This window comes from Streptomyces sp. NPDC097129 (assembly GCF_055668065.1).
In genome coordinates, this window is the sequence record NZ_JBVOQE010000010.1 from 149,576 (window position 1) to 164,731 (window position 15,156).

13 protein-coding genes are annotated in these 15,156 nt (G+C 73.1%); 5 read left to right on the forward strand and 8 right to left on the reverse strand.

From position 1 onward, the window contains the following. Positions 1-26: 26 nt before the first annotated feature. Both AC0B9F_RS27160 and AC0B9F_RS27165 read right to left on the reverse strand, forming a co-directional pair. On the reverse strand, positions 27-1,286 hold the full coding sequence (locus AC0B9F_RS27160) for an HAD family hydrolase (protein ID WP_472006979.1): 1,260 nt from the start codon (positions 1,284-1,286) through the stop codon (positions 27-29). A gap of 121 nt (positions 1,287-1,407) precedes the next feature. Beyond that, on the reverse strand, positions 1,408-2,769 hold the full coding sequence (locus AC0B9F_RS27165) for a glutamine synthetase family protein (RefSeq protein WP_472006981.1): 1,362 nt from the start codon (positions 2,767-2,769) through the stop codon (positions 1,408-1,410). A gap of 97 nt (positions 2,770-2,866) precedes the next feature. Between AC0B9F_RS27165 and AC0B9F_RS27170 the strand changes: the two genes are divergently transcribed. Continuing rightward, positions 2,867-3,622, forward strand: coding sequence for a FadR/GntR family transcriptional regulator (locus AC0B9F_RS27170; protein WP_472006983.1), 756 nt, complete (start codon positions 2,867-2,869; stop codon positions 3,620-3,622). A gap of 227 nt (positions 3,623-3,849) precedes the next feature. On the opposite strand, the gene AC0B9F_RS27175 is transcribed toward AC0B9F_RS27170, so the two are convergent. Beyond that, positions 3,850-4,806, reverse strand: a complete 957-nt coding sequence (locus tag AC0B9F_RS27175) for a LysR family transcriptional regulator (protein WP_472006985.1) — start codon at positions 4,804-4,806, stop codon at positions 3,850-3,852. Between the two features lie 70 nt (positions 4,807-4,876). Between AC0B9F_RS27175 and AC0B9F_RS27180 the strand changes: the two genes are divergently transcribed. After that, positions 4,877-5,998 carry a TDT family transporter gene (locus AC0B9F_RS27180; RefSeq protein WP_472006987.1) on the forward strand — a complete coding sequence of 374 codons (1,122 nt, stop codon included), beginning with the start codon at positions 4,877-4,879 and terminating at the stop codon, positions 5,996-5,998. Here AC0B9F_RS27180 and AC0B9F_RS27185 read toward each other — a convergent pair. From AC0B9F_RS27185 to AC0B9F_RS27200, 4 genes are all read right to left on the reverse strand, one after another. Further along, positions 5,910-6,629: a helical backbone metal receptor gene (locus AC0B9F_RS27185; protein WP_472006989.1), complete on the reverse strand. Its 720-nt coding sequence runs from the start codon at positions 6,627-6,629 to the stop codon at positions 5,910-5,912. The two genes, AC0B9F_RS27180 and AC0B9F_RS27185, sit on opposite strands and share 89 nt — an antisense overlap. Further along, positions 6,626-7,195, reverse strand: a complete 570-nt coding sequence (locus AC0B9F_RS27190) for a helix-turn-helix domain-containing protein (RefSeq protein WP_472006991.1) — start codon at positions 7,193-7,195, stop codon at positions 6,626-6,628. Before AC0B9F_RS27190 ends, AC0B9F_RS27185 begins: the two co-directional genes overlap by 4 nt. Positions 7,196-7,622: 427 nt before the next feature. Beyond that, positions 7,623-10,232, reverse strand: a complete 2,610-nt coding sequence (locus AC0B9F_RS27195; protein ID WP_472006993.1) for an ABC transporter permease/substrate binding protein — start codon at positions 10,230-10,232, stop codon at positions 7,623-7,625. Next, positions 10,225-11,316, reverse strand: coding sequence for a quaternary amine ABC transporter ATP-binding protein (locus tag AC0B9F_RS27200; RefSeq protein WP_472006995.1), 1,092 nt, complete (start codon positions 11,314-11,316; stop codon positions 10,225-10,227). The genes AC0B9F_RS27195 and AC0B9F_RS27200 overlap by 8 nt, the downstream gene beginning before the upstream one ends. A gap of 212 nt (positions 11,317-11,528) precedes the next feature. Between AC0B9F_RS27200 and AC0B9F_RS27205 the strand changes: the two genes are divergently transcribed. Both AC0B9F_RS27205 and AC0B9F_RS27210 read left to right on the forward strand, forming a co-directional pair. Further along, on the forward strand, positions 11,529-12,449 hold the full coding sequence (locus AC0B9F_RS27205; RefSeq protein ID WP_472006996.1) for a 5'-3' exonuclease: 921 nt from the start codon (positions 11,529-11,531) through the stop codon (positions 12,447-12,449). 65 nt (positions 12,450-12,514) lie between these two features. Then, a complete protein-coding gene (locus AC0B9F_RS27210; RefSeq protein WP_472006999.1) occupies positions 12,515-13,357 on the forward strand; it encodes a siderophore-interacting protein in 843 nt (280 codons plus the stop codon). Between the two features lie 140 nt (positions 13,358-13,497). On the opposite strand, the gene AC0B9F_RS27215 is transcribed toward AC0B9F_RS27210, so the two are convergent. Continuing rightward, positions 13,498-14,082 (reverse strand): GNAT family N-acetyltransferase, encoded by a 585-nt coding sequence (locus AC0B9F_RS27215; RefSeq protein WP_472007002.1) that lies wholly within the window; start codon positions 14,080-14,082, stop codon positions 13,498-13,500. 79 nt (positions 14,083-14,161) lie between these two features. Here AC0B9F_RS27215 and AC0B9F_RS27220 point away from each other — a divergent pair, with 79 nt between their 5' ends. Next, positions 14,162-15,109 (forward strand): RluA family pseudouridine synthase, encoded by a 948-nt coding sequence (locus AC0B9F_RS27220; protein ID WP_472007004.1) that lies wholly within the window; start codon positions 14,162-14,164, stop codon positions 15,107-15,109. Positions 15,110-15,156 lie beyond the last annotated feature (47 nt).

The following is a 15,156-nucleotide window of genomic DNA, read 5'->3' on the forward strand; positions in this document are numbered from 1 at the left end:
CGGCACTGTAGGGCGTGCCCTGACGGTCAGTACACGGTGTCCCGCTGGTCGGGCACCACCGACCCGTCGCTGCGGCGCACCGGGCCCGGCGTGCCGTCGGGCGCGGTGTACGCGCTCGTGGCGCACGGGTAGGGGGTGGCGCGGCGGGGCAGCGGCTGGAGGAACATCGGGTTGACCAGCCAGTGTCCGTCGGCGTCGTCGTAGGCCCTGCACATCAGTTCCGCCTTGTTGCGGTTGATCACGAGGTGCACGGCCGTCGCGTCGGCCACGAAGGTGACGTCGGTGTCGGCGTCCCCGCCGGCGATCGCGGGGCGCTGCGGCCAGGGCCGGCGCTGCCAGGCGGCGGGGCCGTGGACGCCGTAGATCTCCTGGTTGACCCAGCAGCGTTTGCCGTCGATGTACGGAATGACGGCGCCGCGGGTCGCCGGGACGCCGCCGCAGCCCTCGGTCCAGGGGGTGATGCGGCCGTGGCGGTCGAGGACGGAGCGGATGGCGATCGTGTGCGCGGCGTCGACGCCCACGCCGCGGGACCACACCTCGGTGACGGGTTCGGAGCCCGCGGAGACGATGTAGACCTCGAAACCGGCCCGCCGCAGGGTGCGGATCAGGTCGCGCTGCTGGTCGTAGTAGCGGACGTACGCGGGCAGGGTGTGCGTGCCGATCCTGCGGGTGGCGCCGACGGGGGCGGCGAGTGCCTCGCGGCGGGCCGCCTCGGCGTAGGCGGCGAGGTCGGCGGGGGTGCGGCCGGTGAAGAGCTGCGGCACCCAGGCGTACTGCGGGACGGTGCGCCGGTGGTCCCAGTTCCCGGCGAAGGCGGGGGCGCCGCTCATCGTGGTGCCCGTCTCGCGCAGGGCGAGGATCTCGTCGGCGCAGCGGGCGTTGCGGGAGGTGGGCAGCGGGACGCCCGCCGGGCCGCTGCCGCAGGCGCGGGTCAGGGCGCGGTCGGCGGTGTCGGTGAGCCAGGCGCTGGTGTCCTTCCAGCGGGCCGGGCGCAGCAGGGCGTCGTGGCGCAGGGCCCAGCCGAGGGTGGCGTCGGTGACGTCGTTCTTGACGACGGTGTTGTCCCAGTCGAACACGGCGACCGGCCGGGAGCGGCCGGGCCGGCCGGCGCAGGTGCCGCGCTCGTCGATGGCCTGCTGGAGGTGGGCGCGGTTGTCGCCGTACCAGGAGCCGGTGAGGCGGGGGCAGGCGGCGCGGCCGGCGGGACGGGCGGCGGAATGTGCGGCGGTGGGCGCGGCCGTCAGGACGGCGGCCGCGGCCAGGGTCCACGCGAGGAGCTGTCGCATACGCCCGGACCGTACCGTTTCCTCCCTGACCGGGACGTGACGTACGCGCCGGAGGTTCCGACGTCCACAAAGACGTTCTCGGTCTTGAGACGATCCGTGGGACCGATGGCTCAGAAGGGCCTCACATGCGTTCGAAGGAGCGGCGCAGCTCCCAGTCGGTGACGGCGGCGTCGAAGGCGTCCAGTTCGACGCGGGCCATGGTGCGGTAGTGCGCGACGACCTCGTCGCCGAAGGCGGCCTTGGCCAGGGCGCTGTTCTCCCACAGCTCGGCGGCCTCGCGCAGGGTGGCCGGGACATGAGCGAAGTCGGCGGCGTAGGCGTTGCCGGGGCAGGGCTCGGGCAGGTCGAGTTTGTGCTCGATGCCGTACAGCCCGGCCGCGACCATGCCCGCCACCGCGAGGTGCGGATTGACGTCCCCGCCGGGCAGGCGGTTCTCGAAGCGCAGGGAGCGGCCGTGGCCGACCACGCGCAGGGCGCAGGTGCGGTTGTCGTGGCCCCAGGCGACGGCGGTCGGCGCGAAGGAGCCCGGCTGGAACCGCTTGTAGGAGTTGATGTTCGGCGCGTACAGCAGCGAGAACTCGCGCAGCGCGGCGAGCTGTCCGGCGAGGAAGTGCCGCATGACGTCGGACATGCCGCCCCCGTCGGCGGCCATGACGCTGCGGCCGTCGGTGTCGGCGAGGGAGAGGTGGATGTGGCAGGAGTTGCCCTCGCGCTCGTTGTACTTGGCCATGAAGGTGAGCGAGACGCCCTCCTGGGCGGCGATCTCCTTGGCGCCGGTCTTGTACAGGGCGTGCTGGTCGCAGGTGGTCAGGGCCTCGGCGTAGCGGAAGGCGATCTCGTGCTGGCCGGGGTTGCACTCGCCCTTGGCGGACTCGACGGTCAGCCCGGCGCCGGCCATCTCGTTGCGGATACGGCGCAGCAGCGGCTCGATGCGTCCGGTGCCGAGGATGGAGTAGTCGACGTTGTACTGGTTGGCGGGGGTGAGGCCGCGGTAACCGGAGTCCCAGGCCTGCTCGTATGTGTCGCGGAAGACGATGAACTCCAGCTCGGTGCCCACCTGCGCGGTGTATCCCAGACCGGCGAGCCGCTCCAGCTGGCGGCGCAGGATCTGCCGGGGCGCGGCGGCGACGGGTGCGCCGTCCTCCCAGGCGAGGTCGGCGATCAGCAGGGCGGTGCCGGGGTGCCAGGGGATGCGCCGCAGGGTCCGCACGTCGGGGCGCAGGGCGAAGTCGCCGTACCCCCGGTCCCAGGAGGACATGGCATAGCCGTCGACCGTGTTCATGTCGGCGTCGACGGCGAGGAGGTAGTTGCAGCCCTCGGTGCCGTGGTGGAGGACCTCGTCGAGGAAGAAGCGGGCGGCGAACCGCTTGCCCTGGAGCCGGCCCTGCATGTCGGGGAAGGCCAGGACGACGGTGTCGAGGTCGCCGCTCGCGACGAGGGCGTGCAGCTCCTCGATGCTCAGCGGGGGTGTGCGGTCTGCCACGGGAGAGCCTCCTCGGGCTGCTGCAGGCGTTCTCGTCCGGCACCGAAAGCCATAAGGTATTGCTGTTGACCTTTGCTTGGGAAGGGGACGCGGCGAGATGGCGCGGACGGAGGGGGAGAGCGGGCCGCTTCAGGCGCCGGACCGGCTCACGCCGCTGCTGCGGCCGGTGCGGGCGGGCAACGGCTTCGAGGAGGCGCTGGAGCAGATCCTCCAGGTGGTCCGGCTCGGGCTGGTTCCGGCGGGCGGGCGGCTGCCCGCCGAGCGGGAGCTGGCGGAGCGGCTCGGGATCAGCCGGGTGACGCTGCGCGAGGTGCTGAAGGTCCTCCAGGACCAGGGGCTGGTGGAGGCCCGGCGCGGCCGCTATGGCGGAACGTTCGTGCTGCCGCGCCCCCAGGCGGCCGACGCCGGCGGCGAGGACGAGCTGCGCCGCCGGATCGCCGAGGCCGACATCGAGGACGTGCTGCGCTTCCGGGAGGTGCTGGAGGTGGGCGCGGCAGGCCTGTGCGCACAGCACGGTCTGACGCCGGACGGGGCCGAGCGGCTGCGCGCGGCGCTGGCGGCCACGCAGGACGCACCGCTGGCGGACTACCGCCGCCGCGACACCCTGCTCCACCTCACGCTGGCCGAACTGAGCGGCTCGGCCACGCTCACCGCCCAGTACGCGGCGGTACGGGCCACGGTGAACGACCTGCTGGACTGCATCCCGCTGCTGGTGCGCAACCTGGAGCACTCCCAGCGCCAGCACGCCGCACTGGTCGAAGCGGTCCTGGACGGCGACGCGGACGGCGCCCGCGAGATGATGCGCGAGCACTGCGCGGGCACGGCGGCACTGCTACGGGGCTTCCTGGCCTGACGGCGCGTCGGCGCGTCGGCGCGTCGGGCGAGGGCGGTGACTCCGACCGAGGTGGCGCCCGCGGCGACGGTGACGCCCCAAAGGTGCGGCAGCACGCCATTACGGCAACGTGGGGGCCGTATCCTCAGGCCCACTGACGCGCGGGCGGCAGCACCCCCGGCCCTCGCCTCAGGCCGCTGACGCGCGGGCGGCAGCGCCCCCGGCCCCCACTTCGCCCGGGTGCTCGGTCAGCCCCCCGGCCGGGACGGCGACCGGGTCAGCGACAGCAGCTCGCGCGCCGGTCCCGCCGGCCGGTGTCCCGCCGGCCAGACCGCCCGCAGGGCCCGGGCCAGCGCCACACCCTCCACCGGCACCCGCACCAGCCGCCGCGAGGCCAGCTCCTCCCCCACCACCAGTTCGCTCAGCACCGCGGGCCCCGCCCCGCTCACCACCGCCGCCTTCACCGCCGTCGTCGACGACAGCTCGATCAACGGCACCGCGGGCGAGCCCAGCGCGGCGTCCAGCACCTGCCGTGTCCCCGACCCCGTCTCCCGCAGGATCAGCGGCGTGTCCGCCAGCTCCTGGGCGGAGACGGCCCCCCGCCTGCGCCGCGCCCACGGATGCCCGGGCGCCGTGACCACGATCAGCCGGTCGTGGGCGATGACCGCGCAGTCCAGGCCGCCGGGCAGCGTCAGCCCCTCCACGAACCCCAGGTCGGCCTCCCCGGCCAGCAGCCGTTCGGCGACCACCGCGGAGTTCCCGGCGAGCAGCGACACCGCCGTGCCGGGCCGCCGCGTGCGCAGCGCGATCAGCCACCCGGGCAGCAGGTACTCGGCGATGGTCATGCTCGCCGCGACCCGCAGCCGCGAGTCCCGCCGGTCCCGCAGCGCCTGCGCGCCCACGTCGAAGGCCTCGGCGGCCTCGACGACCCGCCGCGCCCAGTCCGTCACCAGCGCCCCCGCGTCCGTCAGCCGCGACCCGCGCGGCGAGCGGTCCACCAGGCCCACGCCCAGCTGGCGTTCCATCGAGCGGATACGGCTGCTCGCGGCGGGCTGGGTGATGCCCAGCTCCCGTGCCGCGGCGCCGAGACTGCCCAGCCGCGCCACGGCCAGCAGCAGCTCCAGCGCGCCGAGATCCGGTACCCGGTGTGCCAGCGGCCCGCCCGGCGACTGGGCCCCGCTCTCGCTCCCGCTCACCTCTGCCATAAACCCAGCTTATGCCCTCATAGAGACAGCCTCCCTGGTGGGGAGCGTCCGCTCCGGGCACGGTGGTGTCATGATCACCGCAGTCCGGCACCTGGGGCCCAACTGGTACGCCACCGTGATGGGCACCGCCGTCCTCGCCACGGCCGGCGTCGCCCTCCCCGTCCACCTCCCCGGCCTGCACACGGCCTGCACGGCCCTGTGGGCGCTCGCCCTCGCACTGCTGCTGTTCCTGCTCTGCGCCCGCGCCCTGCACTGGCGCCACCATCCCGGCCAGGCCCGCACCCACCTCCTGGACGCGGCCATGGCCCCCTTCTACGGCTGCCTGGCGATGGCCCTGCTCTCCGTCGGCGCCGGCGCGCTGACCGTGGGGCGCTCCTGGATCGGCACGACGGCCGCGATCGCCCTGGACACCGTGCTGTTCACCACCGGTACGGCCGTCGCCCTGGCGGCCGCGGTCGCCGTGCCGTACCTCATGGCCGTGCACCATCGCGTGCAGACGCAGGAGGCCACACCGGTATGGCTGCTGCCGCTCGTGGGGCCCATGGTGGCGGCCGCGGCCGGGCCGTTGCTGGTACCGCATCTGCCGCCCGGACAGCCGCGCGAGACCCTGCTTCTGGCCTGTGTCGCCCTGTTCGGCCTCAGCCTGCTCGCGGTCCTGCTGGTGCTGCCGCTGGTGTTCGCCCGCACGCTCGGCGGGCCGCTGCCGCTCGCGCTCACCCCGACGCTGTTCCTGGTGCTGGGGCCGCTCGGCCAGTCCACGACCGCGGTGGGCAAGTTCGCCGACATCGCACCGGAGGCGATACCGGGGCCGGCCGGCACGGGCTTCGGGACGTTCGCCGTCCTGTACGGCGTGCCGGTGATGGGGTTCGCGCTGCTGTGGCTGTGCCTGGCCGGCGCCCATGTGGTGCGTGCCCGGCGCCGCGGCATGGGGTTCTCGATGACCTGGTGGGCGTTCACCTTCCCGGTCGGCACCTGTGTCACCGGCGCGGAGGCACTGGCCCGGCACACCGGGCTCGCGGCCTTCGACGTGCTCACGCTCGGTCTGTACGCCCTGCTGGTCGCCGCCTGGCTCGCCGCCGCCGCGGGCACCGTCCGGGGGCTGCTCAGGGGTGAGCTGCTGCGAGGGCCGCGCCCAGTACCCGTGGCACCTCGGCCAGTGACGGCCCGTACCACGTCAGGTGCCGTCCGCTGACCAGCGCACAGGGGAGCCCGCCGAAGGCCTCGGGGCCGTCCTCGGCGGTGAAGCGGTAGGGCTCGTCCGGCAGTACGACGACATCCGGGCCGGCCGCCCGCAGCTGCTGAAGCGGCACGCGCGGGTAGCGCTCGGCGTGCCCGGCGTACAGCTGGTCGACGCCGAGCCGGGCCAGGACGTCCCCGGCGAAGGTGTCGCGGCCCAGCACCATCCAGGGCCGGCGCCAGATCGGCACGACGGCGCTGCGGCGGGCGGCCGGCTCCGGGAGCGTCCGCCACGCCGCCTCGGCCTCGTCCAGCCAGCGCGGCCGGTGCCGCACCCCGCAGGCCGCGACGACCCGGTCCAGTTCCCGGAAGGCCTGCGGCACGTCGCGCACCTCGGTGACCAGCACCTCGACGCCGGCGGCGCGCAGCGCGCCGAGGTCGGCGGCGCGGTTCTCCTCCTCGTTCGCGACGACCAGATCGGGGGCGAGGTCGACGATCCGCTCGACCTTCGGGTTCTTGGTGCCGCCCACGCGCACGACATCGAGGCCCGCGGGGTGGGTGCACCAGTCGGTGGCGCCGGCCAGGACGCCGGGCGCGGACGCGGCGACGGCCTCCGTCAGCGACGGCACCAGCGAGACGACCCTCACCGGCCCGGCCGGTCCCGTACGGCCTCGATGTGCTCGGCGACGGCGACGACGATCAGCCGGGTGTCGGGCACGGTCGCCCGCCAGCGGTGCCGCACCCCGCCGGTCAGATAGAGGGTGTCGCCACGGCCGAGCCGGTAGGCGCGGCCCTCGGCCTCGATCTCGACGGCGCCGTCGGCGACGTACATCAACTGGTCGTTGCGGTACTGGAACTCGCGGCCGGCGTCGTGGTCGCCGAGGAACTCCGAGGCGTGCATCTGGTGGTGCCCGCGCACCAGGGACCGCACGTGCGGCTCCGGCCCGGCTTCGAGGTCCTCGGCGCGTACGACGTCGACGCTGCACGCCGGGTCCGCGGCGGCGAGCAGCTCGACCGCGGTGGTGCGCAGGGCGTCGGCCACCTTCTCCAGGGAGCTGCGGCTGGGCCGCGCCCGGTCGTTCTCGACCTGGCTGAGGAAGGGCACCGACAGGCCGCTGCGCTCGGCCACGACGGCGAGGGTGAGGTCCAGGGCCCGGCGACGCCGCCGCACGGCAGCGCCGACCCGCAGGGGCTGCTCTTTGTGGTCGCCCATCGCTCCGGCTCCCTCCTCCGCTCGTCGTCCCGATCGTCGCGCCACTCGGTGGGTCCGGGCCGGCGGGTGCACGTCTTCGCTTGAGTTCTCTGCACCCTACGCATGTTCGGCAAACCGTTTCATGCGGCCGCCCCAACGAGGACCCCCGGGGTGGGCTCCGACCTGATGGTTCGCGCCAGTGGATCACCTGCCCGGACGGTCGGCGGATGGGGCGTTCGGCGTACCGCCGCCCCCCGTGTCATGTTCAATGCGGCGGCCGCCCCGGGTGTTCCCGCATCCGGCGCCCGGGTTCAGGCGGTGGCATGGCGCTGTGTGGTTGGCCGGATCTTTGCGGGGCCGGCCGGACATGACCCGAGGGGTGGGCCCTCCCACGCGGTCAGGTGGCGTGGGTGGCCCACCCCTCGGGGGTGCGGTCGCAGTGATTCGGTTACTGCTGGGTCATGCGGTCGGCCACGTCCGGGTGCTGCTTCAGCCAGGCGGTGACGGCGTCGTCCTCGTGGCCCTGGCCGAGCCGGTTGATCTCGGCCTCGAGGCTGCCCAGCTCCGCCTCGCTCATCCGGAAGTTCTTGATCCACCGGGTGAGCTGCGGGTACTGCTCGGGGAACTTCTCGTTGGCGATCGTCCGGATGGTGTTGCCCTCACCGAAGAGCTTCTTGTCGTCCTTCAGCTTGGTCAGGCCGTACTGGCTGTACGCCCAGTGCGGCGACCACAGGACGACGGCGACCGGCTGCTTCTTGGCGTAGGCGCGCTTGAGCTCGGCGAGCATCGCCGGGGTGGAGCCGTCGACGACCTTGTACTCCTTGTCCAGGCCGTAGCCCGGCAGCACCTTGGTCTTGAGCAGGTTCATCTCGCCGGTGCCCGGCTCGATGCCGATGATCTTCCCGCCGAACGTCCCGGCCTTGCCCTTGAGGTCCTGAAGCGAGGTCACGCCCTTGACGTAGGACGGCACGGCGATCTCCAGCGAGGTCGGCCGGTACCAGGTGCCGAGGTCCTTGAGCCGGTCCTTGCTCTTGTCCCAGTAGTTCCCCTGCGCGTACGGCAGCCAGGCGTCGAAGTTGAGGTCGAGGTCACCGGCGGCGAGGCCGGTGTAGACCGGGCCGACGTCCATCTGCTTGAGGTTCAGCCGGTATCCGCGCCGTTCGAGGACGTGCTTCCACAGGTGGGTGACGGCGATGTCCTCGTCCCAGGGGAACCAGGCCACGTCGACCGGCCGCTTGGTCTCGGCGGCGGCCTGGGCGCTCTGGACCGGGGCGAGCTTGTCCACGAGGCCCGGGTTCTTCTTCAGCCAGGCGCGCACGGCGTCCTGCTGCTTGCCCTTGCCCGCCTTGGTGATCTGGGCCTCCAGGCCGGTGAGCTGCTTCTCGTCGAGCTTGAAGGTCTTCAGCCACCGCGCGACGACGGGGTTGTCGCCCGCGAAGCCCTTGCGGGCCAGCGTGTGCAGGCCGTCGCCCTGGCCCCAGGCGCCCTTGGGGTCCTTCAGCTTCTTCAGGTCGTAGTCGTTGTACGCCCAGTGCGGCGACCAGAGCGGGACGACGATCGGTTCCTTCTTGCTGTAGGCCCGCTTCAGCTGGGCCAGCATGGCCGGGGTGGAGCTGTCGACGACCTTGTACTCCTTGTCCAGGCCGTACTCCTTGAGGACCTTGCTCTTGAGCAGGGCCATCTCGCCGGCGCTGGACTCGATGCCGGTGATCTTCCCGCCGAACTCGCCCGCCCTGCCCTTGAGGTCCGCGAGCGTGTCGACGTCCTTCATGTACGCCGGGACGGTCAGCTCCAGCGACGTCGGGCCGTACCAGCTGCCCAGGTCGTCGATCCGCGAGCCGTACTTCTTCCAGTACTGCGCGTGGGTGGTCGGCAGCCAGGCGTCGGTCTGGAAGTCGACGGTGCCCGAGGCGAGGGACGTGTAGAGCGGGCCGGCGTCGAGCTGTTTGGCCTCCACCTGGTAGCCGCGCTGTTCGAGGATCTCCTTCCACAGGTAGGTGGAGGCGACGCCCTCGTCCCAGGGGATGTAGCCGATGGTGACCTTCTTGCCCTGGCCGACGTCTTTGCCGTCGGCGACGGCCGTCGCGGCGCCCTTGCCGCCGAAGAGGCCCATGCCGCCGGCGACCAGGCCGAGGATCACGACGCCGATGACGGCGATCTGCGGGCGGGGCCGGTAGGACCAGATCTTCAGGCCGGTGGCGGCACGCGCGCGTGCGGCGGCGCGGCGGCCGAGCGGGGAGACCTGGGTGCCGAGCGCGCCCGTCATGCGGTCGAGGTAGATCGCGAGGATGACGATGGCCACGCCCGCCTCGGAGCCGAGGCCCACGTTGAGCTGGCCGATGGCCTCGTTGACGTCGCCGCCGAGGCCGCCGGTGCCGACCATGCCGGCGATCGCGGCCATCGACAGGCCGAGCATGATGACCTGGTTGACTCCGGCCATGACGGTAGGCAGCGCCAGCGGCAGCTGGACCCGCAGCAGCGTGGAGCGGGGCGTGGTGCCGAACGCCTCGGCGGCCTCCACCAGTTCCTTGTCGACCTGGCGGATGCCCAGCTCGGTCATGCGCACCCCGGGGGCGAGCGCGAAGATCAGCGTGGCGACGATGCCGGCGGAGGCGCCGGTGCCGAAGAAGAGGATCGCCGGGATGAGGTAGATCATCGCGGGCAGCGTCTGCATGAAGTCCAGCACCGGCCGCACCAGGCTGCTCACCCGGTCCGAACGGGCGGCCCAGATGCCCACCGGCACCGAGATCACCAGCGCGATCAGCGTGGCGACGAGCACCAGCGACAGGGTCACCATCGCGTCGTCCCACAGCTGGAGCGAGTCGATGAAGGCGAAGCCCACGAAGGTGAGCACACCGGCGAGGGTGCCGCGCAGCCAGAAGGCGAGCACGGCGAAGATGCCGGCGAGGAGCAGCGGCTGGGGCGCCTGGAGGACGGCGTCGATGCCGTCGTAGGCGCCGGTGAAGACGGTCTTGAAGAAGTCGAAGAGCCACGAGACGTGGTTCAGCAGCCAGTCGACCGCGTCGTTGACCCAGTTGCCGAGCGGGATCCTAGGCACGGGCCATCACCTTCTCCCCGCCCTTGTCCCGGCGGTTGTCGCAGGTGGCCGGGTCGCCCTCCGCGTCGCCGAGGAAGGCGACCAGGCGCCGGCGCGGTACGACGCCGACGAGGGCGCCCTCGGCGTCGAGGACGGCGACCGGGTGCGGCAGGCGCGCGGACAGGGCGCACAGCTCGGTGAACGGCGTGTCGGGCGTCGCGGTCGGGCAGCCGCAGTCGGCCTCGTCGCCGCGCAGCGCGTCGGTGTCCATGACGGCGCCGGCGGTGACGACGCGGGAGCGGTCGACGTCCTGGATGAAGGAGGCGACGTAGTCGTTCGCGGGGCGCAGCAGGATGTCCTCGGCGGTGCCGTTCTGCACGATGCGGCCGTCGCGCATGACGGCGATGCGGTCGCCCAGGCGCATGGCCTCGTTGAGGTCGTGGGTGATGAAGACGATGGTCTTCTTCAGGGTGCGCTGCAGTTCGAGGAGCTGGTCCTGCATGTCGCGGCGGATCAGCGGGTCCAGGGCGCTGAAGGACTCGTCCATCAGCAGCAGGTCGGCGTCGGTGGCGAGGGCGCGGGCGAGGCCGACGCGCTGCTGCATGCCGCCGGAGAGCTCGTCGGGCCAGGAGTCCTCCCAGCCGGCCAGACCGCACAGGGCGAGTGCCTCGGCGGCGCGTTCGTTCCGCTCCGCGCGGGGCACTCCCTGGACGGCGAGGCCGTAGGCGGCGTTCTCGCGGACGCTGCGGTGCGGGAAGAGCGCGAAGTGCTGGAAGACCATGCTGATCTTCCTGGCGCGCACCTCGCGCAGTTCCTTGCCACCGAGCGAGGTCAGGTCCTGGCCGTCGAAGAGGACGCGGCCGGCGGTGGGCTCCAGCAGGCCGTTGAGCATGCGCAGCAGCGTCGACTTGCCGGAGCCGGACAGGCCCATGACGACGAAGATCTGGCCGGGGTCCACGGTGAAGGACGCGTCGATGACGGCGGCCGTGGTGCCGTCCGCGCGCAGCTCCTCGCGGTCTGCTCCCGCACGGAGCCGTTCCACCGCCTGATCTTGTCGTCTGCCGAACACCTTGTAGAGGTGCTCGGCCTCAAGCCTGGCTGACACGCGGACCTTCTCTTCTCGACGGCAGGGGACGGAGCGAGGGTCTCGCATGCATCACACAAAGGTTGAACGCGCAACCGGGATCGCTCCGAAGGCGCCCCTCCCCCCATTCCCCGACCGCAAACGCACAAGTGGGCCAGGTCACTAAGGGGCGCAACGCGTTGCACCCTGCGCGCCGGGCGGCCGCTGTCAGTGCCGTACGGCATGATGCGAGCGTGACCGGACGACTCATGCTCCTCGACACCGCCTCGCTGTACTTCCGCGCCTACTTCGGCGTCCCGGACTCCGTGAAGGCCCCGGACGGCACGCCGGTGAACGCCGTGCGCGGGCTGCTCGAATTCATCGACCGCCTGGTCAAGGACCACCGGCCGGCGCACCTGGTGGCCTGCATGGACGCCGACTGGCGGCCGCGGTGGCGGGTCGAGCTGATCCCCTCCTACAAGGCGCACCGGGTCGCCGAGGAGCACGAGAGCGGGCCCGACGAGGAGGAGGTGCCGGACACCCTGTCGCCGCAGGTCCCGGTCATCGAAGCGGTCCTCGACGCACTCGGCATCGCCCGCGTCGGCGTCGAGGGGTACGAGGCGGACGACGTCATCGGCACCTTCACCGCCCGCGCGAAGGGACCGGTCGACATCGTCACCGGCGACCGCGACCTCTACCAGCTCGTCGACGACGCCAGGGACGTGCGCGTGCTGTACCCGCTCAAGGGGGTCGGCACGCTGCAGCTCACCGACGAGGCGTGGCTGCGCGAGAAGTATGGCGTCGACGGCAAGGGGTACGCGGATCTGGCGCTGCTGCGCGGCGACCCGAGCGACGGACTGCCGGGCGTGGCCGGCGTCGGCGAGAAGACGGCGGCCAAGCTGCTGGCCGAGTTCGGCGACCTCGCCGGCATCCTGGCGGCCGTGGACGACCCGCGCGCCAAGCTCACCCCGACCCAGCGCAAGCGGTTCACGGAGGCGAAGCCGTATCTCGCGGTGGCGCCGAAGGTGGTCCGGGTCGCCGGCGACGTCCCGCTGCCCGACGTCGACACGGCACTGCCGCACACCCCGCGCGACGCGGCGGCACTGGAGGAGCTGGCAGGGCGCTGGGGGCTGGGCGGGTCCCTGCAGCGGCTGCTGACCACGTTGGCGGTGTGACGGGTGTCCACCCCGGCGAGGTGCTAGCTTAGGTAAGCCTAAGCATGGGGAAGAGGGAGGCCGTCATGGCAGAACGTCCGGGACGCAAGCCGCGCAGGGTGCACTCCGCGCGCGTCGTCCGCACCGAGCGGCTCACCCCGCACATGCAGCGCGTGGTGCTCGGCGGCGACGGCCTGGCCGCCTTCGAGGCGGACACCTGCACCGACCACTACGTCAAGCTGCTCTTCCCGGCGGACGGCGTGACCTATCCCGAGCCCTTCGACATGGAGCGCGTGCGCGAGGAGTTCCCGCGCGAGCAGTGGCCGGTGACCCGGACGTACACCGTGCGCTCCTGGGACCCCGAACACCGCGAGCTCACCCTGGACTTCGTGATCCACGGCGACGAGGGCCTGGCCGGCCCGTGGGCGACCCGGGTGCAGCCCGGCGAGACCGTCCGCTTCATGGGCCCCGGCGGCGCCTACGCCCCCGACCCGGCCGCCGACTGGCATCTGCTCGCCGGTGACGAGAGCGCCCTGCCCGCCATCGCGGCCGCGCTGGAGGCGCTGCCCGACGGCGCCGTGGCGCACGCGTTCATCGAGGTCGCGGGGGCCGAGGAGGAGCAGAAGATCGACTCCGACGTGGACGTCGTCTGGCTGCACCGCGGCGAGCGACCGGTCGGCGAGCTGCTCGTCGAAACCGTGCGCGCGCTGAAGTTCCCCGAGGGCCGGGTGCACGCCTTCGTGCACGGTGAGGCGGCCGGCGTGAAGGAGCTGCGCCGGCTGCTGCGCGTGGACCTCGGCATCCCGCGCGAGGACCTGTCGATCTCCGGCTACTGGCGCCTCGGCCACAACGAGGACGGCTGGCAGGCCTCGAAGCGGGAGTGGAACGCCCGGGTGGAGGCCGAGCAGGAGGGCGCACCCGCCGCCTGAACGACGGCCGCGGGGGACCCGCCTTCCGGAGCGGGCCGGCTGTCCGGCTCAGACGGAGGTGCCTCTGGCGACGCCGGGTGATCCGGAGGCAGGGCCCGCGCGACGCCGGGTGATCCGGACAGCAGGCTCCGCGACGCCGGTCAGTCCCCCCGTACGCGCGCGTGCAGGTGCATGTCGTGCCAGCCGTCGGGGTGGAGCAGGGCCCGCCGCTTCGTTCCCTCCAGCGCGAAGCCGGCCTTGTCCGCCACCCGGCAGGACGCCTCGTTGCCGACCGCGTGCAGCAGCTCCAGGCGTTCGAACCCGATCTCGTCCAGGGCCCAGCGGGCCAGCGCCCTCGCGGCGCGGGCAGCGACACTCCGGCCGCGGTGTGCCGGGTGCGTCCAGTAGGCGACCTCGGCGGCGCCGTCGAGCAGCTCGATCTGGCGCAGCCCGACCCGGCCGAGCAGCCGGTCGCCGGCGGCCGGGGCGGCGACGGCCCACTGCGCCGTGCGCTCCCCCGCCCAGGCCCGCTGCCACTCGGCGATCCAGCCGTGCACCTCCTCCTCGGAGTCGGCGGAGCGGATGTGCCACTGGTGGATCGCAGGGTCCTGGAAGACCTGGTACACGGCCGGGGCGTCCTCGGCGCGCCACGGACGCAGCACCAGGCCGTCGCCGGTCGGGATGGTGGGCTGAGGCATGCGGGAGAAGGTGCCGGCGGGCAGGACCGGCCGCGTCAGGTCAGGCATGCCCGCCATCCTGCCCAGGGCCGCGCCCGGCGCCCAGCGGTTTTCGCGGCACGCCGCCGCCCTCGTACCCTGGCCTGCGATGAGACGTCGCACCCCGCCCCCGCCCTCGCCGCTGCCCCAGCTCGACGGGGTGGACCCGGTGCGGGTACGGCTGCCGGGAACCGGGGCGTGGGCCACCGTCCGGGAGTACCTCGTGGAGCGGCTCAGCGGGGCCGACGCCGGGGTGATCGAGGCGATGTCCGATGCCGGTCTGATCGTCGGGGCCGACGGGCGGCCGGTGGCGCCGGACGCCCCGTACGTACCGGGGATGTTCGTGTGGTTCCACCGGGAGCTCGCCCCGGAGGTGCCGGTGCCGTTCGCGGTCGACGTCGTGTACCGCGACGAGCACATCGTCGTCGCCGACAAGCCGCACTTCCTGGCCACCACCCCGCGCGGCAGCCATGTCTCCGAGACCGCCCTGGCCCGGCTGCGCCGGGACCTCGGCATCGAGGCGCTGACCGCCGCGCACCGGCTGGACCGGCTCACGGCCGGGCTGGTGCTGTTCACGGTGCGCCCCGAGGAACGCGGCGCCTACCAGACGCTGTTCCACGACCGGCGGGTGCGCAAGGTGTACGAGGCGGTCGCCCCCTGCGACGCTGCGCCGCTGCTGCCGGTGACGGTGCGCAGCCGGATCGTGAAGGAGCGCGGGGTGCTCACGGCGCGGGAGGTGCCCGGCGAGCCGAACGCGGTCAGCCGGATCGAGCTGGCCGGACAACGGGGCGGGCTGGGCCGGTACCGGCTGGTGCCCGCCACCGGCCAGACGCACCAGCTGCGGGTGCACATGAACGCGCTCGGCGTGCCGATCCTCGGCGATCCGCTCTACCCGCGGGTGACCGCCCCCGTCCCGCCCGGTGACTTCCGGCGCCCGCTGCAACTGCTGGCACGCGAGCTGGAGTTCACCGATCCGGTCACGGGGGCGGAGCACCGCTTCCGCAGTGGCCGCACCCTCGCGGCCTGGACGTCGTACGACGCCTGGGCGGCCGGCTAGACCCTGTCGTCCGCGCTCGCAGGTCAAGCCACCTGGACGCCCGCCGG